10 protein-coding genes and 2 pseudogenes are annotated in these 22,100 nt (G+C 62.1%); 6 read left to right on the forward strand and 6 right to left on the reverse strand.

Annotated features, from left to right (window positions below; all coding sequences use genetic code 11):
• Nucleotides 1-151 precede the first annotated feature (151 nt).
• Genes ACN8M7_RS25475 through ACN8M7_RS25485 form a run of 3 tightly spaced genes read right to left on the reverse strand, consistent with a single transcriptional unit; the run spans nt 152 to nt 2,907 of the window.
• Nucleotides 152-958 (reverse strand): ABC transporter substrate-binding protein, encoded by an 807-nt coding sequence (locus ACN8M7_RS25475; protein WP_490262582.1) that lies wholly within the window; start codon nt 956-958, stop codon nt 152-154.
• Between the two features lie 56 nt (nt 959-1,014).
• Nucleotides 1,015-2,055 (reverse strand): isopenicillin N synthase family dioxygenase, encoded by a 1,041-nt coding sequence (locus tag ACN8M7_RS25480; RefSeq protein WP_490262583.1) that lies wholly within the window; start codon nt 2,053-2,055, stop codon nt 1,015-1,017.
• A 9-nt stretch (nt 2,056-2,064) separates the two neighbouring features.
• Complete coding sequence (locus ACN8M7_RS25485; RefSeq protein ID WP_490262584.1) at nt 2,065-2,907, reverse strand: sugar phosphate isomerase/epimerase family protein; 843 nt, start codon at nt 2,905-2,907, stop codon at nt 2,065-2,067.
• 418 nt (nt 2,908-3,325) lie between these two features.
• Between ACN8M7_RS25485 and ACN8M7_RS25490 the strand changes: the two genes are divergently transcribed.
• The 4 genes and pseudogenes from ACN8M7_RS25490 to ACN8M7_RS25505 all read left to right on the forward strand — a co-directional run bounded on the left by ACN8M7_RS25490 (nt 3,326) and on the right by ACN8M7_RS25505 (nt 6,581).
• Nucleotides 3,326-4,219 carry a LysR family transcriptional regulator gene (locus ACN8M7_RS25490; RefSeq protein ID WP_061239781.1) on the forward strand — a complete coding sequence of 298 codons (894 nt, stop codon included), beginning with the start codon at nt 3,326-3,328 and terminating at the stop codon, nt 4,217-4,219.
• A gap of 117 nt (nt 4,220-4,336) precedes the next feature.
• Nucleotides 4,337-4,618: pseudogene (locus tag ACN8M7_RS25495) on the forward strand (PAS domain-containing protein); the annotation flags it as partial.
• Nucleotides 4,619-4,936: 318 nt separating this feature from the next.
• A pseudogene (locus ACN8M7_RS25500) lies at nt 4,937-5,902 on the forward strand (methyl-accepting chemotaxis protein); the annotation flags it as partial.
• 85 nt (nt 5,903-5,987) lie between these two features.
• Entirely contained in the window at nt 5,988-6,581 is a 594-nt protein-coding gene (locus ACN8M7_RS25505; RefSeq protein WP_490262585.1) for a tRNA-uridine aminocarboxypropyltransferase, read from the forward strand.
• Nucleotides 6,582-6,728: 147 nt separating this feature from the next.
• Here the strand turns inward: ACN8M7_RS25505 and ACN8M7_RS25510 are convergent, their stop codons facing one another.
• From ACN8M7_RS25510 to ACN8M7_RS25520, 3 genes are all read right to left on the reverse strand, one after another.
• Complete coding sequence (locus ACN8M7_RS25510; RefSeq protein ID WP_490262586.1) at nt 6,729-8,087, reverse strand: HlyD family type I secretion periplasmic adaptor subunit; 1,359 nt, start codon at nt 8,085-8,087, stop codon at nt 6,729-6,731.
• 12 nt (nt 8,088-8,099) lie between these two features.
• Complete coding sequence (locus ACN8M7_RS25515; RefSeq protein ID WP_156458596.1) at nt 8,100-10,250, reverse strand: type I secretion system permease/ATPase; 2,151 nt, start codon at nt 10,248-10,250, stop codon at nt 8,100-8,102.
• A gap of 87 nt (nt 10,251-10,337) precedes the next feature.
• Nucleotides 10,338-11,693: a TolC family outer membrane protein gene (locus ACN8M7_RS25520; protein ID WP_490262587.1), complete on the reverse strand. Its 1,356-nt coding sequence runs from the start codon at nt 11,691-11,693 to the stop codon at nt 10,338-10,340.
• A gap of 446 nt (nt 11,694-12,139) precedes the next feature.
• Between ACN8M7_RS25520 and ACN8M7_RS25525 the strand changes: the two genes are divergently transcribed.
• Nucleotides 12,140-21,625, forward strand: a complete 9,486-nt coding sequence (locus tag ACN8M7_RS25525; RefSeq protein WP_490262588.1) for a retention module-containing protein — start codon at nt 12,140-12,142, stop codon at nt 21,623-21,625.
• Between the two features lie 69 nt (nt 21,626-21,694).
• Nucleotides 21,695-22,036: a hypothetical protein gene (locus tag ACN8M7_RS25530; RefSeq protein ID WP_061239765.1), complete on the forward strand. Its 342-nt coding sequence runs from the start codon at nt 21,695-21,697 to the stop codon at nt 22,034-22,036.
• Nucleotides 22,037-22,100 lie beyond the last annotated feature (64 nt).

Consider the following 22,100-nt stretch of genomic DNA (forward strand, 5'->3'; position numbering starts at 1 on the left):
GGTGCGCCCGGCACCTGTGAAATCGGGCTACTTCACCTGCTCGACGCCCTGAGCAAGAGCGCGTGGCCGCGAGCACTGCCGCTACAACGCAGTGCTCGCAGTCATCACAGCGAATTTCAACAGGCTGATAGGGCTCATCCACGGGTTGGTTTCAGGCTTCTTCCAGGTTGTATTTCTTCAGCAGCTCGCTGTACTCGCCGCTGGCCTTGAACTCGTCCAGCGCGGCTTTCAGGGCGTCGAGCAACTGCTTGTTGCCCTTTTTCACGTAGATGCCCAGCACCTGCGGGTAGATCGAACCCTTGGAGCTGATGGCGATGCGGCCACGGGATTTTTCGACGATCAGCAGCGAGGCAGCGTCTATCTCCAGGTGCGCCTGGATATGGCCGGAGAGCAACGCCTGGGAGGTTTCCGAGGTGGTCGGGTACTGGTTGATGGTGATGGCGCCGGCACCCTGTTCCTTGCAGTAGCCGTCGGAGACTTTCTGCAGTGCCGGAATCCACGAGGTGCCCTGCTGCAGGCCGACGGTCAGGCCGCACAGCTCTTCGGGGGTGGCCGGTTTCTTCTCGGCGTCGCTGCGTACCATGATCGCTGCGCCGGTTTTGGCGTAGGGGATGGCGTCGGCCTTCTCCAGGCGCTCGGGGAGGATGTACATGCCGGAGATGATGGTGTCGAAGCGGCCGGCGTCGAGTCCGAGGATCAGGTTGGGAAAGGTGATGTCGCTGAAGCTCGCCTCCAGGCCCAGACGCTTGGCCAGGGCGGCCGACACTTCCGGGTCGAAGCCCTTCACCTGGTCGCCTTCGTAGTATTCGAACGGTGGGTAGGTAATTTCCATGCCCACCTTCAGCTCGCCGCTGGCGATAGTCTTGGGCGTTTCGGCGGCGTGGGCGGTGGTGAACAGGCCAGCGAGGGTGCAGGCCAGAGCCAGGGCGGTAGTGCGCAGCGGGGTAGGGTTTGCCATTGTGCGTATCTCCGGATCAGTTTTTTGTGTTGGCAGAGGGGGCTTCTTAGGGAAGGTTACAGCGCGCTCGGTTGGTGCTTCAGGTGGCCGAAGCTCGACGGTGCGCGGGCGCGTTCGGGCAGCTGCAACTGGCCGTCCTCGACGCGCTTCTTCAGGTATTGGTAGGTCTGCAGCGCCTGGCTCCACATGTGCTCGCCGATGCTGATGGCCTCATAGCGCTGGCCGGCGGCCTCGAACTGCGGCAGCGGGCGGATCTGCGTGTGGTAGTCGCAGGCATAGAAGAAGGGGAAGGAGTAGCGCTCCTGGCTGACCTTGCGCACGCGGTGCGAGGTGGCTACGAAGGTACCGGCGCTCATTACCTCGAGCATGTCGCCGATATTGACGACGAAGGTGCCTTCGCGCGGAGGTGCATCGATCCACTGGCCGAGGTCGTTCATCACCTCCAGCCCCGGGCGGTCGGCGAGCAGGATGGTGAAGCACTCGTAGTCGGTGTGGGCGCCGATGCCGGGGGCGTCCTGGGCGTCGCCATCGAAGGGGTAGTGGATCAGTCGCAGCTTCGAGGGCGGGAAGTTGGCCATCTCGTCGAAGGTGTTTTCCGGCACGCCGAGGGCCAGGGCGAAGCCGCGAAACAGCGTGCGGCCAAGCTGGAAGATACGTGCATAGTAAGCCTGCACCGCTTCCTTGAAACCGGGCAGGGTGGGCCAGTCGTTCGGCCCCAGCAGTGGCGTGCCAGCCAGCACCAGCGGGTTGTCGGCGGGGACTTCGAAGCCGATGTCGAAAGCTTCCTTGTGATCCGGCTTGCCGGTGCCGTAACGCTCCTCGCCCTCGGGCACGAAGCCCTTGTGGCTGGCCGAGGCGCCGATGTAGTGGCGCATCTTGGCGTCCAGTGGCTGGGCGAAGTAGTCCTCGGCGGCGCGGTGCAGGCCGTCGATCAGCGCTTGCTCGATGCCATGGCCGCTGATGTAGAGAAAGCCCACCTCACGGGCGGCGCGGCCCAGTTCATCGGCCACGGCCAGGCGCGCGGCCGGGTCGCTGCTGAACAGGCCGGCGATGTCGACCACGGGGATTTCGGTGAAATGCTTGGCGTTGTTGTTCATCACGGCTCCTCAGCGACTGGTGAAACGGTGGAAGTGCTGGCGCTCGCAGCGCGCCATCCACTGGTTGAGCTGCCACAGGTCGGCCACCGGCACGTCGGTGAAGGGCAGGTGATGCAGGTAGCCGTCCGGGCCGAATTCGGGGGTCAGGGTGGTGCTCTGCAGGCCGCGTTTTTCCTGGCTGCTCCAGATGCTTTCCCAATGCCGCTGATGGAAGGCCAGCACCTCGGCGTACTCCGGTGCGCCGGGGTGCGGCACTTGCGGACCCTGGTCGTAACCGACGCGGGCCTGGATGTGGTCCACCCGCTCGATGAACGCGGAAAGGTCGTCGGCGGGGTCGTCGAGCAGGCGCTCGCAGGTCACCAGCCAGTGGCTGATGTCGCTGGTGAAGCGCAATTCGGGCACCTGGCGGATCACGTCGAGGGTGACCCAGGGGCTGTACAGCGAGCGGCCGCGGTGAATCTCGAAGCACACCTTCAAGCCACTGGCATCGGCCAGTTCGACGGCACGGGCGAAGAAATCGACCTGTTCGCTCAGTGCCCAGCGGTCGTTGCCGGGCAGTACGTTGACCAGCCGTGGGCCGAGTTCGGCGGCCCAGTCGAGCTTCATACGCAGGTCTTCGAGGTGTACGTGCGGGCTGTCGCTTTGGCGCGGCAGTACCGGGGTGGAGGTGAAGAGGGTGGCGATATAGGGGATGTTCTGCTCGCGCAGCAGGCGAGCATTGATGGCGCGTTGCGCGGCGGTCTCGGGAATTCGCGCTTCGAGTCCGTCGAAGCCGGCACCGAGCGCTTCGTCGAACGCTTGCTGCCAACTGCCGCGATAACCCCAGAGGGTGCGGAAGATTTCCAGTCGCATGGCCGTCTCCTGGAGAGGGCGAAGGTCAGCGGCAGATTGGCAAGGGGCGTGGTGTGCCCGGTGGCGTCCGGTTCGAGCCGGCGCCTGGTTATGGCTGCATTGTTGTCTCGGCGTGCGAAGCGGTTAAATCGCATCGAGCAAATACTTAGTTCAGTGATTGCTGAACTATTGGCATGTCGCCCGGATGCAATCCGGGAAAATCGGCAGGTGAGGCCCCGGATTGCATCCGGGCTACGAAACCAGCGCTGCTGCGCAGAGGCGTGCGCACCGCTAGAAATGGACCACGTAGGAGCGGCTTCAGCCGCGAAAATTGCGGATAAATCCGCTCCTACACAAGCTCGAACGCGGGATTGCCGCAGATGCCGACGGCGCTTGTAAGGCGCTACACTGGCGCCCCGTTTATCCGCTGTGCGTCCTCATGTCCTTCGCCTTGCCTGACCTGAAACTGCTGAAGATCTTCGTTGCCGTGGTGCGCCATCAGGGCTTCGCGGCCGCGCAGCAGGAGCTGAACCTGTCCACCTCGGCGATCAGTACCTACATGAGCCAGCTGGAAGGCCAGCTCGGTATCGTGCTTTGCCATCGCGGCCGCGGCGGCTTCAGCCTGACCAGCAAGGGCGAGTTGTTCCACCAGGAAACCCTGCGCCTGCTCGGTGAGTTGGAAGGCTTCGAGCGCTATTCGGCGGCGCTCAAGGGTGAGCTGCGCGGCACGCTCAACCTCGGCGTGCTGGACTCCACCGTCAGCGATCCGGCCCTGCCGCTGGCCGAGGTGATCGGTGCCTACAGCCAGGAGCATCCTGGCGTGCACCTGCACCTGTCGGTGATGAGCCCTTACGAGCTGCAACTGGCGGTGCTCGACAACCGTCTGGATCTGGCCATTGGCGCCTTCTCCACGCGCATGAACGGCCTGGTCTACCAGCCGCTGTACCGTGAGCAGCACTGGCTGTATTGCAGCGAGCGGCATGCGCTGTTCGAGCAGCGCAGGATTCCCGAGGAGCTGATCACCCAGCAGCGCATGGTCGGGCGTGGTTACTGGAGTCAGGCCGAACTGGCCCGGCACGGTTTCAAGCACAGTGCCGCCACCGTTGAATCGATGGAGGCGCAGCTGATTCTGGTGTTGTCCGGTGCCTATATCGGCTACCTGCCGGAGCATTACGCGCAGCATTGGGTGGATCAGGGCAAGCTGCGCGTGCTGTTGCCAGCGACCTTCGGTTACCAGGCTCCGTTCTCTCTGATCCTGCGCCGAGGACGAACTCGCGAGCCGCTGATTCAAACCTTTCGCGACCTGCTCAAGGCCCAACTGAATCAGATCTGAAACACTGTCGCCTTAATTATCCGAAAGACGTAGAAGCTACTGGTGGCGCGCTTTTAAGGCTGTGCTAGTACTTACTCATACGTCTGTACCCACTTCAATTCGAACAGGGAAGCCTCGATGCGCCAGAACCTGCCCGTGACTCAACGGGAAAGAACCTTCCCGGCAGATGAACGCCTGATCTCCACCACCGACCTCAACAGCAAGATCACCTACTGCAACGACGCCTTCGTCGAGATCAGCGGCTTCACTCGCGAGGAGCTGATCGGCCAACCTCACAACCTCGTGCGCCACCCGGACATGCCGCCCGCGGTGTTCGGCCATATGTGGGACACCATCAAGCAGGGCAAACCCTGGATGGGCATCGTCAAGAACCGCTCGAAGAATGGCGATTTCTACTGGGTCAGCGCCTACGTCACGCCCGTCTACGAGAACGGCCGGGTTTCGGGCTACGAGTCGGTACGCTCATTGCCAACCGAGGCGCAGAAGCGGCGCGCCGAAGCGCTCTACGCCAGGTTACGCGCGGGCAAGTCACCGGTGCCGAAACTGGAAGACTGGACCTATGACCTGGTGCGCTCCTGGCCGTTGATCATGGCGTCAGTGCTGATCGTCGCAGCGCATTGGCTGTTGTCGGGCTGGCCGCTGATGGCATTCATTCTGGTAACGCTGCTCGCTTTGGGGGTCTACCAGTTGTATCGGTCTAGCCAGGCGATTCAGCAGATACTGGCCGAGCACCCTAAAGCCTTCACCAGTGCTCTGGTGGCGCTGACCTACAGCGACAATCGCGGTGCTCAGGCTCTGCTGGACATGGCGATGATCAGCGAAGAGGCGCGATTGCAGACGGCACTGACGCGCCTTGAGGACGCCGGCGAGAACGTCAAGAAGCGTGCGACACAGGCCGCTGAGCTCTCGAGCTCTGGTGCGCAGATGCTCGATCAGCAACGGGCCGAGACCGACCAGTCGGCTACCGCCATCAACGAGATGGCCGCGACCATTCAGGAGGTCACCCATAACGTGCAGAGCACCTCGCATGCCGCTGAAGAGGCGGATCGCCTGGCGCGCGAAGGGCGTGACCTGGCGGTTGGCAGCCTGGAGTCGATGCGGCAGATGGCCAAGGCGGTGAACGACATCGGTCAGGCGGTCAACGAACTGGCCAACTCCACGCAGTCGATCGGCAGCGTCGCCGATGTGATCACCTCGATCGCCGAGCAGACCAACCTGCTGGCGCTCAACGCAGCCATCGAGGCGGCCAGGGCAGGGGAGCAGGGGCGCGGCTTCGCCGTGGTCGCCGATGAAGTGCGTTCGCTGGCGTCGCGTACTCGCCAATCCACCGAGCAGATTCACCAGATCATCGCTGACCTGCGTGCCGGGGCTGAGCGTGCCGTGGTGACGGCGGGCCGGGGCGAGGAGATTTCCCGTGGCAGTGTGCAGAGCGTGGAGTCGGTGCGCGATGCGCTCGAAGGTATCAGCTCGGCGGTGACGCGCATCACCGGCATGAGCCAGCAAATGGCGGCGGCCTCCGAAGAGCAGAGCCATGTGGCCGAGGACATCAGTCGGCAGATCACCCGCATCGCCCAGCTCTCCGACCACAGCGCCGGCCAGGCGCATCAGGGCGCGGCCATCAGCCGCGAGCTGGAGGAAATGGCCGACTACCTGCACAGCCTGGCGGAGCGATTCAACCGTTGATCCGTCTGCGATCGGGGCACGTTAAACGCGGCCTCGATTGCAGCTGCGCTACGCGGTCGCTCGGCGTTCTGGCACACTGCGCGGCATGCCTCGCCCTATCTGCTCCCGCTGCCAGCGCCCGCTCAGCCATTGCCTGTGCCCGCTGATCCCCAATATCGACAGCCGTACTCGCGTGCTCATTCTGCAGCATCCGAGCGAGGTCGGTCATGCCCTCAATACCGCTCGCCTGGCTGCACTTGGACTGCGCAACGCCGAGTTGCAGGTGGGCGAGGTATTCGATGATCTGCCGCAGTTGCTGGCGCAGCCTGGGTATCGGGCATGCCTGCTGTTTCCCGGCGAAGAGGCCGTCGCCCTGAGCGCTTATGCGCCCGAGGAGAAGCCCCTGCTACTGGTGGTGCCCGACGGCACCTGGCGCAAGGCGCGCAAGCTGTTGCACCTCAACCCATTACTGGCAGCGTTGCCGCGCGTGAGCCTGGCGGCTGTGGCCCCGTCACGCTATCGCCTGCGCAAGGCGCCGGAAGAGGGCGCGCTGTCGACCATCGAGGCGGTCGTCGCGGCGCTCGATACGCTCGAGGCGCCACAGGATTTCGCTGCCTTGCTCAGGCCGTTCGATGCGCTGATCGAAGGGCAGATCGCGGCGATGGGAGAAGAGGTCTTTATCCGCAATCACCAGCGCTAACGAGCTGCGCCCGGCGAACGCTAGGGTAGTGTTCGGCCGCGTGGCCCGGATGCAATCCGTGAGCGCGCCAATGAAATGCTCGCTGATAAGGGCGATGCAGGGGCATGCAGGGTATCGATTCGGCTACGCAACGTGCACGGCAGGTATTCAACGCTCGCGCATGGCTTCGGAGCGGGCCTTGAGCACGGGCTTGAGCAGGTAGGCCAGCACGCTCTTTTCGCCGGTAATGATGTCCACCGTGGCGACCATGCCGGGAATGATCAGCAGCGGGTGTTCTTCGCTGCCCAGGTGGCTTTTATCCGTGCGTACCTGAATCAGGTAGAAGCTGTTGCCTTCCTCGTCGGTGATGGTATCGGCGCTGATCAGCTCCAGATTGGCCTTGAGGCCGCCGTAGATGGTGTAGTCGTAGGCAGTGAACTTGACCATGGCCTTCTGCCCCGGATGCAGGAAGGCGACATCCTGCGGGCGCACCTTGGCCTCGATCAGCAGGCTGTCGTCCAGCGGCACGATTTCCAGCATGTCGCTGCCAGGCTGGACCACGCCACCGATGGTGTTGACCTTGAGCTGCTTGATCACCCCGCGTACCGGTGACACCACGGTGGTGCGGGTCACCTTGTCCTGAATGGCGACGCTGGTGGCGGTGATCTTCTGCAGTTCGGTGCGCACTTCGTTGAGTTCCTTGAAGGCGTCGGCGCGAAAGCCAAGCTCGGATTCCTGCATCTTGCTCTTGATCTCCGCCATGGCCGCTTCGGCACGCGGAATGGCCAGGTTGGTCGCCTCCAGGGCGCCGCGCTGCTCCACCAGGCTGCGGCGTAGGCGCAGGACCTCCACTTGCGAGATGGCGCCGGAGGCAACCAATGGCTGTGACATGTTCAGCTCTTGCTGCAACAGGCCCAGGCTGGAGCGGTATTGCTGCGCCTTGGAGCGAAACTCGGCGAGCTCCTGTTCCTTCTGCCGCAACTGTTCGTTCAGGGTGCGCTGCTCGCTCCTGAGGCGCTGCTGCCGTGAGCGATACAGGGCCAGTTCGTCTTCGGCCAGTTGCGGGGCGGTCTGAGTGATCTCTTCGGGCAGTGCCGGTTCGCGACCTTCGGCTTCAGCGCCGAGTCGCTCCAGGCGGGCCATCAGTGCCAGCCGGTCGGCCTCGGTTTCGCCGCGATTGGACAAAAAACGCGTGTCGTCCAGACGCAGCAGCGTATCGCCCTTGTCCACCACCTGACCTTCACGGACGAATATCTCGCTGACGATGCCGCCTTCGAGGTTCTGGATCACCTGTACCTTGCTCGAAGGGATGGCTTTGCCCTGGCCAGTGGTGACTTCCTCCAGTACGGCGAAGTGCGCCCAAACCAGTGCCGCCAGCAGGCAGGCACAGACCGACCACACGGTGAAGCGCGTCAACCAGGGAGAGTCCTCGAGGATGGCGCCTTCCACTTCCGGCATGAACTCGGTGTCCTGGCGCTTTTCTCGCAAGCTGCCGAAATAATTGCCGAGACTCTGAGGCGTGTGCATCTGGCATCGCTCCTACAGGCTGGCCGGGCCGACACGGCCCTTGCGCAGAGCTTCGATCACCGACTCCTTCGGTCCATCGGCCACGACGCGGCCGTTGTCCAGCACGGCCAGGCGGTCCACCAGGCTGAGCATGGAGGCGCGGTGGGTGATGATGATCAGGGTCTTGCCCTGCACATGGGAATGCAGGCGCTGACGCAGCAGGTCTTCGCTGGTGTTGTCCATTGCGCTGGTCGGTTCGTCGAGCACCAGAATCGGTGGGTCGAGCAGTAGCGCGCGGGCCAGCAGCACCGATTGACGCTGGCCGCCGGAGAGCAGTTGGCCGCGCTCGCCCACCGGGCGGTCGAAGCCTTGCGGATGTTGCCGTGCCAGGTCGACTACACCGGTCAACTCCGCTACTTCGAGCATGCGCGAGTCGTCGATGTAGCGCGCGCCCAGGGTCAGGTTGTCACGCAGGCTGCCGGCCAGCAGCGGCAGGTCGTGAGACACGTAACCGATCTGGTGGCGCAGGTCGGCGACATCCAGTTGGCGCAGGTCCAGGTTGTCGAGAAGGATCTGGCCCTCGTCCGCGCTGTAGAACGCCATCAACAGGCGGGCGAGGGTGCTCTTGCCCGAACCGCTACGGCCGATGATGCCGAGGCGTTCACCGGCGCCGAGACGCAGGCTGACGTTGTTCAACGCCGGCGCATTTTGCCCAGGGTAGGTAAAGCTGATCTGGCGCAGTTCCAGGGTCCCTTTGAGCTGGGTGCGATCCAGTGGGCGCTGCTTTTCCTGGCGCTCCTGGGGCAGGGCCATCAGGGCGTCGGTGCTGGTCATGGTCAGGCGCGCCTGCTGATAGCGGGTGATCAGCCCGGCGATCTGTCCCAGTGGCGCGAGAATGCGGCTACCGAGCATGTAGCAGGCTACCAGTGCGCCGACGCTGAGGTTGCCGGCGATGATCAGGTACACCCCGCCGACGATGGTGGCCATGCCGGCGAACTGTTGCAGGAACAGCGTGCCGTTGGTGGCCAGCGCGGCCAGGAACTTGGCATGCCCGTCCAGGCGGGTCAGGGCACCGTGGGTCTGTTCCCACTGATGTTGACGCTCGCTCTCGGCGCTGCACGCCTTGAGCATCTCCAGGCCGCCCAGGGTCTCGATCAGCAGCGCCTGGCGCTGCGAGCCGAGTTGCAGGCTCTTTTGCACGGTGTCGCGCAGGCGTGCCTGGATGATGAAAGCGAACAGTGCGGTCAGCGGGAACGCCAGCATCGGGATGAACACCAGCGGGCCGCCGATCAGGCCGATCACCAGCAGCATCAACAGGGAGAAAGGCAGGTCGATCAGGCTGGTCAGCGTCACGGCGGTGAGGAAATCGCGCAGGCCCTGAAAGTCGTGGATGCTCTGGGCGAAGCCGCCGACGGTGGCGGGCCTGGCTTTCATCGACATGCCGGTGATGCGCTCGAACAGGGTGGCTGAGAGCACCACGTCGGTCTTCTTGCCGGCTGTGTCCAGCAGATGGGCGCGCAACACCTTGAGCAGCAGCTCGAAGCCGGTGCCGATCAACAGACCGATGGCCAGGACCCAGAGCGTCGCGGTGGCCTGGTTGGGCACCACGCGGTCGTAGGTCTGCATGACGAACAGCGGCACCATCAGGCCCAGCAGGTTGATCAGCAGACTGGCCAGCACGGCGTCGGCATACAGCCAGCGCGACAGCTTCAGGGTGTCGCGGAACCAGGCTTCGATGCGCGGTACCAGCGGGGTGCGGGCTTCTTCCAGTTCGTGTCGTGGGCGGGCGAAGAAGGCCTGGCCACTGTACTCGGCGGCCAGTTGCTCACGGCTGACCCACTGTTCGCCGCCATCCGTCTCACAAGGCAGGATCTGCGCCTGCTGCTTGGGCCCCCACTGGCGCAGCACGGCGCTGCGACCATCCTTGAGTAGTAACAGCACCGGCAGGTTTAGCGCTGAAATGCTGGCCAGGTTGCGTTGTAGCAGGCGGCCCTGCAGCCCCGCTCGCGCCGCGGCGCGCGGCAGCAACTCAGGGCTCAGACGTTGCGCCGGCAGAGGCAGGCCTGCAGTCAGGCTGCCACGGCTGACCGAGCAGCCATGCAGCCGGCAGAGGATCAACAAACCATCCAACAACGGATCGTCGTGACTGAGCCGTGGATCACTGGCCGGCTCTGGTCGTTCCATGGTGGTCAATGTCTACTACTCCTCAGGTCAGTTCAGCCCTTTGCTGCGCTTCGGGCCCGCGTATTCACGCGGACCTTCGGGGCGTAACTACTTCATTTCCGGCAAGCGGGCTTCGCTCTTCACTTCAGTGAGGGCTACTGCTTCTGCCGGGACTACGACCTGTTGCTGACGCAGCAGATCCCCCATGGCCGCGACGACGCGGTACATCGAGAACTCCTCGCCGTAGCGAACCTCGGTGTAGCGACGGTTGGCGGTGAACAGCTCGTTTTCGCTGTCGAGCAGGTCGAGCAGGGTGCGTTGGCCCAGGCTGAACTGCTGCTGATAGGCCTCGCGAACCCGTGAGGTGTAGTCCGCGTAGTCACGTGCCTTGGGGGTTTGCAGGCGTGCGTTCTGCATGGCGTTCCAGGCCAGCGAGAGGTTTTCGTTGAGCACCCGCAGGGCGTTGTTGCGGATGTCCATCGACTCGTTGATCTGGTGCGCGGCCGACTGTAGCCGGGCCTTGTCGCGCATGCCGTTGAACAGGTTGTAGTTCATCACCACCGCAGCTCGCCAGGTGCTGTAGTGGCCTTCGTCACCCTGCACGTTGTCATCGGCCGAGGTGGCCAGTTCCACGTCGAAGCGCGGGTAGAAGGGCGACTTGGCGACTTCGTACTGCTTCTCGGCGGCGTTGACGTCAGCCTGCGCCGACTTCAGAAAGGGGTTGTTGTCCATCACCGTCTGGCGGGCCGCGAGCAGGTCGTCCGGTATGTTGCCCTTGATCGTTACGGGGGATTCGAGCTGGTCCGGCACGCGCCCGACTGCGCTGAAGAAGTTGGCTTCGGCGTCGGCCAGGTTGACCTCTTCGGTATAGAGATTGTTCTGCGCCAGAGCCAGGCGGGCCTCGGACTGATCCAGATCCGCAGTGCTGCCGACGCCTTGACGGCTACGCAGCCCGATCTGGTCGTTGATGCGTTGGTGGGCCTGCAGATTGTTGCGCGCCAGGGCAACCATCTCGCGGCGCATCAGCACGTCCAGATAGACCTCGACGGTACGCAGGGCAAGACTTTCGGAAGTGCCTAGCAGGCGGTAAGCACGTGAGTTGACCACGGCCTCGGTGCGGGCGACTTCGTTGGGCGTGTTGAAACCGTCGAACAGCATCTGCCGCAGGCGCAACTCCGCGTTGCGATAGTTGAGGGTTTCCGTGTTGTGGTCACCCAGAGCCCGGGTGCTGGGGCTATCGGTGTTCTGCCGGCCGTATCCGACCAGCAGGTCGACGGTTGGCAGGTAGCCACCTTTGGCGAATTTCACGTCCTCATCCGATGCCAGGCGGCTGTTGGACGCGGCATGAATCTCTGGATGGTTGTCCAGCGTGCTTTGGATCGCTTCCGTGAGGTTCATGGCGTATGCCTGACTGCAGACTGTCGCCAAAAGCATGGCGCTCCATAGTGGGGATAGGGTGCGCATTGGCGTTTCTCCTGACTGAAGTTCTTATCCTGTCGCCATAAAAATGGCGTTTTTATCTGTCAAACCGTTTCAGGCTTGTAACATCAGAGCTAAGAACAACTTTTGAGAAACCTAAGATGATTTTTTCACAACCCCTATTCGGAAAAAATCTTATGAAGTCTGCGAAAAGCAGCACATTGTTTGAAAGTGTTAGCTGCGCAAGTGCTCATTTTTCATGGGCTTCGCAGTTGCAGTGGGCAGTCAGGCATCAAAATCGGGGAATCATCTGATGGAGTAGTTCGACGCATGCTGTGGTGACATTTTATTGTCAGTAGCGTTTTTTGGGATTTTGCGCCGTTCCATTTCAGTCAGCTGTCAGGGCTCGCTCCCCGGCTTCGAAAAGGTGTTCTGACCCTTTCGGTAGGTACGTGTCGGCGGTGGTCGGCAGCTGTAGTGAGGATGGAATCATGGCTACTCTCATCGGTATCGTCAGTCAGGTCGTCGGCGAGGTTTTCGCGGTAGCGAGCGATGGATCGCGCCGACCTGTCAGCGAGGGCGATCGCGTCTACTCGGGGGAGCAACTGGTGACCGGCGTGACCGGCGCGGTGGCTGTCTCCATGGCCAATGGACAGCAACTGACCCTCGGCCGCGATAGCAGCATCACCCTCGATGCTCAGATGCTTGCATATCGGGGTGAATCCCAGGCTCCGGTGGTCGAGGCGCCTCAGTCTCCCAGCGACGATGACCTGACGGATGTCGAACGCTTGCAGGCCGCGATCGAGGCGGGCGATGACCCGACTCAGCAGGGTGAGGCGACCGCAGCCGGGCCGGGCGCCGGTGCAGTCGGCGCTGGCGGTGCCGGTGGTGGCAACTCCTTCGTGCTGCTGACCGAAGTGGGTGGCGCACTCGATCCGGTCATTGGCTTTCCCACTGAGGGCCTCAACAGCGGCCCTGAATTTCCCGAGGCCGAGCCCATCGCGCTGGCCGAACCTGCAGTCGATGGCATCCCCACCGGTGGCACTGCGTCCAATCAGGTGGATGAAGAAGGCTTGCCCGACGGTATCGTTGGCGGCGTGAACGACCTGGATGGCGAGGCCACGCTGGTAACCGGAACACTGGGTTATGACTTCGGCCCAGATGGACCCGGTACCTTTACCTGGTCAACTGTCGGCCTCGCTGCTCTTGGCGTCACTTCAGCTGGGGTCGCACTGACTTACAGCGTAAGTGCTGACGGCCTGACGCTCACCGCCTACGCGGGGGAAACCGTGGTTTTCGTCGCTCAGGTCACCAATCTGGCGACAGGCACTTATCAGTTCGAGTTGCTGGCGACGCTGGATCATGCGGCGCCAGAGGGCGGCAGTGACGAGAACGACATCCTCTACCTGTTCAACTACACCATCACCGACGGTAACGGCACCCCAGCGACGGGTAGCCTGAGTATCCTGATCGATGACGACAGCCCGGTGGCGATGCTCTCGCTCAATGAGCAGTCCGAAGGCGTGTCACACGACGAGACCGCAGGTCTGCAGGACAGTGACAGACCTCTGGGAGAGCTGCCGGGGGCATTTGCCGCACTCGGCAGCGCGATGGGCTGGTCGAGAAGTACAGAGGCTGTGGTCAGCACGGCCGGTAGCAGCTACGGCGCGGACAATCATGCCGCAGCCAGCACGGTCATCAGCCTGGCCATCACCGGTGGCGACGGCATCGACTCCGGGCTCAAAACGACCCTTGGAGAAAGCATCTACCTGTTCAAGGAGGGCGACCTCATCGTCGGACGGGTGGGTGACGCTGACGGCGATGCTGCATTCGCGGTGATGATCGACCCAAGCTCTGGCGTGCTGAGCCTGGCCCAGTACCTGTCGCTGCAGCACCCGATTGGTGGAAGCAGCCATGACGAGGCCATCAGCCTGCTACTCGATGGCGGGGAAGGCGAGTCGGTCAACCTGATCCAGGCGGTGGTGACGGTGACTGACAGTGACGGCGACGTGGCCGTCAGTGAGGGTGTCGGTGTTGGCCAGCTGATTCAGTTCGAGGACGATGGCCCGCGGATTCTCTGCTTCGAGCTGGAGCGGGTCAAAATTGTCGCCGACGAGTCGGTTGGCCTGGGTGGATCATTGAAGGATGAGTTTGGCGGCCATGCCTGGCCCATGGATGAGTGGGGCCAGGGCGCCGGTGTCATCGGCCATGCCGAGGTCAAGGGCGAAGAGCTGTTCCGTCTGCACGTAGATGGCGGCGCGGATGGTGAGGAAACCAGCAAACGCACCTTCGAGTTCATCTTCACGGAGGGCACTTTCTCCGGGCTGAGTGCTACCGATGGCGGCGCAATCAGCCTGTTTGCCGGTGACGACGGTGATGTGCTCGGCAAAGACAGCGATGGGCAGACGGTTTTCCGTATCAGCATCAATGAGGAAACCGGCGATGTCGAGCTTTGGCAGTACGAGGCGATCAACCACGGGTACGACCACAACGACCACGATGCGCTGAAGACGCTGGCCAAGAATGTCCTGGGCGTGAAGGTTACGGTGTACGACGGTGATGGCGACAGTACGAGTGAAACCGTCGATCTGGGCAAGGTGGTCGGTTTCGAGGACGACGGTCCGAAAGTCACCTGCTTCGAATTGCAGAAATGGATCAAGGTGGTGGCCGATGAGTCGGTTGGCCTCGGAGGGTCGTTGAAAGATGAACTGGGCGGTCACGCCTGGCCTGCGGACGAGTGGGGGCATGGGGCTGACGTGATCGGCTATGCCAAGGTCAAGGGCGAGGACCTGTTCAAGTTGCAGGTCGATGCCGGATCCGATGGTGAGAACACCAGTAAGCGCAGCTTCGAGTTCAGCTTCAGTAGTGGCGCCTGGTCCGGGCTATTCGCCACCGATGGCAGCATCATCAAGCTGTATGCCGACGGTGATGATGTGATTGGCCGCGATGCGGACGGCGATGTGGTGTTCCGCATCCGCATCGATGAGCAGAGCGGCGATATTCAGCTGTGGCAATACGAGGCCATCAACCACGGTAACGACGGCAATGACCATGACAGCCTGCTCACGTTGAAGTCAGGCGCATTGGGCGTGAAGGTCACGGTCTATGACAAAGACGGCGACTATGATCGCTCGGACCGAGTCGACCTGGGCAAGGTGATCGGCTTCGAAGACGACGGCCCGAAAGTCACCTGCTTCGAATTGCAGAAATGGGTCAAGGTGGTGGCCGATGAGTCGGTCGGTACCGATGGTTCGGGCAAGGACGAGAAAGGCTATACCAAGCCCAACGACGAGGCCGGTCAACCTGACCATGTGATCGGCTATGCGCGAGTGAAAGGCGAGGACCTGTTCAAGCTGCAGGTCGATGGCGGCTCGGATGGCGAAGATACCAGCCGCCGCAGCTTCGAATTCAGCTTCAGCAATGGCGCCTTCTCCGGGCTCTACGCCACTGACGGCGGCGCCATCAAATTGTGGGCATACGGTGACGATGTCGTTGGCATCGACAGCAAAGGTGACGTCGTATTCCGTATTCGTATCGACGAGCAGGATGGCGATATCCAGCTGTGGCAGTACGAAGCGATCAATCATGGTTACGACGGTAACGACCATGACAGCTTGAAAAGCCTGGCCTCGGGTGTGCTGGGCGTGAAGGTCACGGTCTACGACAAGGACGGCGACTACGATCGCTCAGACCGTGTCGACCTGGGCAAGGTGATCGGCTTTGAGGACGATGGTCCGTCAGTCGATCATTACAGCACGGTGTACGTCGATGAGGATGGCGCGGCGGCACAGGGTGCATTGCCACTGCCCGATGCCAACGATGGCGGCCCGGGCGATTCCGGCTATGACGTTGCAGACACCGGTAGCCTGGGTATCGATGCTGGCTCCGATGGCCTGAAGAGCCTGAGCTTCAACGAAGGTGCAGCCAAGACCATTTCCGGGCAGCCAGTCACTTCTGGCGGGCATGCGGTGATGCTGGACTGGCAACCCGGAGCGGGTGGTGAGGGCGGTACGCTCGAAGGCTACTACATGACGGACTCGGGCAAGGTTACCGTTTTCACCTTGCAGGTCGCGGCCAACAATCAGGATTACACCTTTACTCTGAAAACGCCGCTGGACCACAAGGTTGAGGGTACCGAGGACGAGTTGCTCCTCAAGCTGGGCTTCACCGTCAAGGATGGTGACAACGATGTTGCCAGCGGCATGGTGAAAGTGGTGGTCGATGACGACACCCCGATACTCGCTGATGTGGGCCCGGAACATTGCCTGACGCTGACTTACCAGGGCGGCGATGCTTCGTACGCCAACAGCTACGGCTATTACATCAAGGGGGATGGCGGACAGCCGGTCAGTGGCCAGGTCGTCTGGGGCAATACCACCTTGCTGAGCGTTGGCGAGTTCATCACCCTGCACGGCCTGGATCCGGATTCCGTAGGGTTCTTCATCATTCCCAATGGGGGCGCTAATGGTGTCGCTGACGGCACCGACGTGACCTTCCAGTTGGTCGACGGTCAGTGGCAGGCCTTCGTTGGCGATTCCGAACTCGACGGTGCCGGTGGAGCCAATGTGGTGTTCGATGACCCGACCTTAAATCCCAGCGCCATGGAGCATGTTCAGGACAATGGCGCGCCCGGTAACCAGAACTGGGAAGACGTCAACGCTGGTGGCGACAACGACTACAACGACGTGAATATCCAGGCCACCTGGACCGCTACGGCACCGGTGGGAGGTACGGTGCATGAAGACTTGCTGAGCGACCCTCACCCAGGCAACCCGGATGCGGGCAGCCAGACGCTGGTGGTGAGCACCGCTCTTGGTGCCGCCAGTCTGACCTCCCTGGTTGCCTTCGGTGCCGATGGCCCCGGCAGCTTCGGCTTGGTCGACACCGATACCGCCGCGATGCTGCTGAACGATCAGGGCCTTACTTCGGGTGGTGAGCCGTTGACCTATGTCGTCAGCGAGCAAGTCGTCGATGGCGAGGTGGTTAGCACGACGCTCACGGCAACGGCCGGCGCAGGGTATGAGGTGTTCACCCTGGTCATTCATGCCAACGGTGACTTCAGCTTCGAACTGCAGGGGCCGCTGGACCATCCACAAGCGGACGGCAACGACTCCGAGCTCTGGGCGAGTGGTGGCGTTACGGGCATTGACTTCACTGCCCTGTTGACGGCTACCGACGGTGACGGGGATCCCGTCCAGATACCGGCTGGTACCAAGGGTCTGTTCGTGATCAATGTCGAAGACGATGTGCCGACGCTGTGCGTGGATATCGATCAGCAGGGCCTCGGGCAATTGCAGGCCACTCTGGACGAGACCCGTGGAGCGGTTGACCACTACGCCGACAATGACGATACCTCTCAGGGTTACAGCAACGATGATGTGCCGCCCGTGCTGGCGCAGTTCACCACTCAAGTGGTTGGTGGCCTGGCAGCGTTGTTCGGCGTGACGGCTAGCGCTGGGGCGGACGGCGCGGCGTCGCAGAGCGCGGTGCTGAGCTTCGCCGGGATTCCGGAAGAAGGCTTGGCTACCAATCTGCTGGCAACCGAAGGGGGGGCCATCAAGCTGATTATCGATCCTGACGACAGCTCAACCGTACTAGGCATCGATACAGCGCAGAACACGGTCTTCAGCATCGCCATCGTGACCGTCGATGGTAAGCCTCAGTTGCAGACCACCTTGTTCGAGGCTATCAAACACCCGGACAACGACCAGCGTTTCGATGAGGCCGTGGATCTGTTGCTGCAAGGAGACGGGGCGCTGAAACTGCAGTACGAGGTGACGCTTGTAGACGGCGACGACGACAGCGTAACCAAGACTGGTGAGATCGATCTGGTGAACGACGAGACATCCTACTTCTCGTTCCAGGACGACGGCCCGACGGCTGCTCTGATGTCCAATGTCGCTGTTCCTCTGGCCATTCTTGACGAGACGCGGCCGGTGGGTACGGATATCGGTGGTAGCCATGCGGCTCTTGGTGATGACTCGGTGACGGTTGATTTCACCGCCAATTTCGACACCAGCAACGCGGTTTATGGCTCCGACGGGCCCGGCGCGATCACCTACAGCCTGGAGTTGACCGGCACGGATGTCGCGACTGGCTTGTTTGGTCTGGATCCATCCGACCGCTCGGCAACGGACGGTGATGGCTTCGGTCGTGGCGAGGCCATCGTGCTCGATCAGCTGTCACCGGGAGTAGTAGTAGGGGTCGGCGCGATCAGCGGCGACACCTATTTCAGCATCGAGCAGGTGGGCAGCAACGGCGAGCTCAAATTCACCCAGGTGAAGAACATCTGGCATGCCGATGCGAGTGATGCCGACGACAGTGCGACGCTGACGCTGGCCAATGCCGACGCGCTACAACTGGTGCAGACGGTGACTGATGGCGACGGCGACAGCCATAGCGTTGGCCTCAATCTGGGGCAGGGCGTGTTCGTGATCGAGGACGATGGCCCCCAGGCCCAGGACAACTCGATCTGCGTCAGCGAAACCAATGCGCCGCCCTTCAATCTGGTTCTGGTGATCGACACCTCCGGCAGCATGGTGCCGCCGTCGTCCAATCGGCTGGCTCTGGCCAAGGCTGCCTTGGTCAACATGCTACAGAGCTACGAAAGCTTGGGCGTCCCGCTCAATATCTCGGTGATCGACTTCGAATCCAACGCTCAACTGGTGGTGACTAACGCGTCCGATGTCGACAGCGTCATCAGCACCATTCAGGGCCTGGGAGGTGGCGGTGGCACCGACTACAACGATGCATTGACTCTGGCGCAGAGTCATCTCAGCAGCAATATCACTAGCCCGAGTTTGGCGGGTTACGAGCACCGGGTTTACTTCCTTTCCGATGGCGAACCCAACGAAGGGGGTGTGCCTGCGGGCTGGGAGACATTCGTCAATACCAACGACGTCGAGGTTTTTGCCGTAGGTTTGGATGTCTCGGGCAACGCGGCGGCGATCAACGCGCTGCAGCAGGTCGAGGATAATGACGAGGCGCCGACTCTGGTGAACTCTGCGACCGACCTCAACGCAACCTTGCAGGCTACGGTACCGACGCCGGTGACCGGCAACGTCGTCAGCGATGTCGATCCGGTGAGTGGCGTGGATCACCTGAGCAGCGACGAACCCGTGCTGGTGACCCAGATCAGTTTCGTGGTCAGTGATGTCAACCCATACCAGAGTGGCAGCAACCCGGCCGACGCGATCAGTGGCAACACGGTGACCTACTACGTCCAGGCTGGCACCACCGGGGTGATCGTCACCCCATTGGGCGGCAGTCTGGTGGTCAGGGCCGATGGCAGCTACAGCTACACGCCGCCGCTGAACGTCTCTGCCGACAGTCTGGAGCAATTTACCTACACCATCGTCGATGGTGACGGTGATAGCTCCAGCGCCAATCTGAACATCTGTGTACTGGATACCAGCCCGCTTACTGCGAACCTGGTGCATGAGGACGCGCTGAGCCCCGATGGCCTGGCCAACGACGGGCTGGCGGTCACCCAGGCAACAGGCGACCTGTCCGGAGTGGTTGCCGATAGTACCGGCGTCAGCTTTGGGCTAAGCGGGGGAGCAATCGCAGGGCTGACCTCCAATGGCGTACCGGTGACCTTCAGCGTTCAGGGCAACATGCTGGTCGCCAGCGCCGGGGCGGGTAACCCAGTGTTCACCTTTACCCTGCAGAGCAACGGCCAGTATGAGCTCAACCTGCTGGGGCCAGTCGATCACCCTGCCGGTGGCGACGATGAGCAGGTGATGGTGCTTGATCTGAGCGGCTTTATCACGGCCAGCAACGGCTCTGGCAGTGTGCCGCTGGTGCGTGACTTCCAGATCGCCATCGAGGACGACATGCCAGTCGCCCAACCGCAGACTCTCACGGGGCAGGTCTCCGGCGGAGTGGATACCAACCTCATGCTGATTCTCGATGTGTCGGGCAGCATGACCTCCGGTGCCGGCTTCGATGGCCTGAACCGTCTGGAGGCGGTGAAACTGGCAGCCATCGAGTTGATCGAACGCTACGAGGCTCTGGGCGAGGTGAAGATCACCCTGGTGACCTTCGCAGCCGGTGGCTATGAGCAGAAGGTCTGGGTGGACTTCCAGGAAGCCAAGGCGGCGATTCTGGATCTGACTGCCGGTGGTGGCACTTACTACGATTCGGCGGTGGCCCAGGCCCAGACCAGCTTCGTCAAGGATGGTGCACTTGGCGGTGCGCAGAACGTTTCCTACTTCCTCTCCGATGGCAACCCGGACCCGTCCAACCGTGATCTGTCCACCACCGAGCGGCAAGCATGGGAGAACTTCCTCAACACCCAGGATATCCGCTCCTACGCTCTGGGCTTCGGGGGATCGACCCTGGCGGCGTTGAATCAGGTGGCCTATGACGGTACTGGCTCCGGCAGCGACGACAACGGTGTACTGATCACCGATATGAGTCAGCTTGGCGCGGTGCTGGGGGCTACCGCGACGGCACAACCCATAGTCGGTAACCTGGCCGAGCCATCCGGTGTCTCGACCTTCGGCGCCGATGGCGGCTTCGTGCTGTCCATCACCGTCAACGATACCGTTTACACCTACGACCCGTCGGCTGGCGGCTCGATCAGCGCGGGACCGGGAGCCAACACCTGGAGCTTCGACACCTCGAGCAACGAGTTGCAGGTGATCACCGATCTGGGCGGTCGCATTCGCGTGGACATGGACAGCGGCGCGTTCGTCTATACGCCGCCAGTGAGTGCTGGCTTGGTCAGCGAGAGCATCGACTTCGTCCTGCAGGACAACGACGGTGACAGATCCGGTTCGAGCCTCGACCTGAGTGTCGATCTGCGGCTTCAGACTCTGGTCGCGCGCGACGATACGGTGCTGACCAATGACTCCAGCCAGGTCTGGATTCCCAAGTGGGCGCTGTTGGTCAACGATACCGGCCCGTACGGTGCCCGCCCCAGTTTTGGCAGCATCTCCCTGGCGACCATTGCCGGCCTGTCGCTGATTGCTCAGGCCGGGGAAAGTCTGACCTTCAACGATACCGGAGTCAGTGGTGGTGGTTTCAGTTACACGGCCAACGCCGGCAGCAGTAGCGATGATGCCTGGGTCAGCGTGACCTATGACTCGGGTACCATCAACGGCACTTACCAGAACGAAATCCTGATCGGCCGCGACGCAAGCAAAGACAGCCTCAAAGGCGGGGATGGCGACGACATCCTGATCGGGCGTGGTGGTAAAGACGAGCTCGAAGGTGGCTACGGCGACGACCTGCTGGTCGGTGGTGCGGGAGGGGATATCCTCGACGGCGGCGAAGGCAACGATACCGCCAGTTACCTGGATGCCGGTTCGGGCGTGCAGATCACGCTGAGCAACTCGGGTAATGCCAGTGGCGGAAACGTTGGCGGAGGCGCCTCCGGCGACAACCTAAGCAGCATCGAAAACCTGATCGGTTCGAACTTCAACGATCAACTCATCGGCGGCAATCAGGACAACGTGCTCAGCGGCCTGTTGGGCAATGACACACTGTATGGCGGCGGTGGCAACGATGTGCTGATCGGCGGTCGTGGTAACGACATCCTGAGCGGTGGATCGGCGAACAACAGCAGTGGTCAGGACACCTTCGTCTGGCTCAATGGCGATGCCGATGGTGGTGTCGATACGGTGCTCAACTTCGTGCGCAACTTCAATGGCTCGAGCAACGGTGATCGCCTGGATCTCGCCGATCTGCTGGTTGGTGAGCATGGCTCCGCCGGCGATGTTGGCAACCTGCTCAACTACCTGCAGATCACCTCCAGTCAGCTATCTGGGGTGGGAAATAGTGCGTGGGATACCACGATCAAGGTCAGTGCCATGGGCACGGGCGATTTCAGCAGCCCCGATCAGACCATCGTGTTGCAGGACGTCAACCTGCTGGGTGACAGCAACGTGGGTGGGTACGGTGCCGGGGGCAATACCGGCAGCGTGATACTGGCCATGCTCAACGACGGTACGTTAAATGTAGATACCGTCTGACCTTCACTTATATGATCGACCCGCTACCTTCTCAGGTAGCGGGTTTTTTTTGGCCAGGAGAGAGCAGGCATGGTCTATGTACAGCGTGACGCCGCCGGGCGTTTGCTGCGAGTCGAGTACGAACCCTTCGAGGGCATGACGGAAAACCTGGCAGTCGAAAGCGAGGAACTGCACAACTGGCTGACGGCCAGGGAAGAGGTCAAGGCCCGCCTGGATGGCCTGAAACAGTCGGACCTGGAGTTGGTGCGGGTACTCGAAGACGTCGTCAGCGTGCTGGTGGAGCGTGGCGTCATCCGTTACACCGATTTGCCTGAAGCGGCGCGGCAGAAGCTCGATCAGCGCGCGATTGCTCGTGCCGAGATCGAAGGGCTTAGCGGCCTGCTCGGCGACGACGAGCACCATCTGGTCTGATTTCCGGCGCTGCATCGCCTGGCCCGCAGCGCAAAAGGGCCATGCCGTTGCGTCTGATCGGGGC

The sequence above is a fragment of the Pseudomonas spartinae genome (assembly GCF_965197125.1).
GTDB classification, from domain to species: Bacteria; Pseudomonadota; Gammaproteobacteria; order Pseudomonadales; family Pseudomonadaceae; genus Aquipseudomonas; species Aquipseudomonas composti_A.

Bases quoted from the DNA above. Each gene is read 5' to 3' on its own strand.
- ACN8M7_RS25475 (WP_490262582.1), bottom strand. From the start codon at position 958: ATGGCAAACCCTACCCCGCTGCGCACTACCGCCCTGGCTCTGGCCTGC.
- ACN8M7_RS25480 (WP_490262583.1), bottom strand. From the start codon at position 2,055: ATGAACAACAACGCCAAGCATTTCACCGAAATCCCCGTGGTCGACATC.
- ACN8M7_RS25485 (WP_490262584.1), bottom strand. From the start codon at position 2,907: ATGCGACTGGAAATCTTCCGCACCCTCTGGGGTTATCGCGGCAGTTGG.
- ACN8M7_RS25490 (WP_061239781.1), top strand. From the start codon at position 3,326: ATGTCCTTCGCCTTGCCTGACCTGAAACTGCTGAAGATCTTCGTTGCC.
- ACN8M7_RS25505 (WP_490262585.1), top strand. From the start codon at position 5,988: ATGCCTCGCCCTATCTGCTCCCGCTGCCAGCGCCCGCTCAGCCATTGC.
- ACN8M7_RS25510 (WP_490262586.1), bottom strand. From the start codon at position 8,087: ATGCACACGCCTCAGAGTCTCGGCAATTATTTCGGCAGCTTGCGAGAA.
- ACN8M7_RS25515 (WP_156458596.1), bottom strand. From the start codon at position 10,250: ATGGAACGACCAGAGCCGGCCAGTGATCCACGGCTCAGTCACGACGAT.
- ACN8M7_RS25520 (WP_490262587.1), bottom strand. From the start codon at position 11,693: ATGCGCACCCTATCCCCACTATGGAGCGCCATGCTTTTGGCGACAGTC.
- ACN8M7_RS25525 (WP_490262588.1), top strand. From the start codon at position 12,140: ATGGCTACTCTCATCGGTATCGTCAGTCAGGTCGTCGGCGAGGTTTTC.
- ACN8M7_RS25530 (WP_061239765.1), top strand. From the start codon at position 21,695: ATGGTCTATGTACAGCGTGACGCCGCCGGGCGTTTGCTGCGAGTCGAG.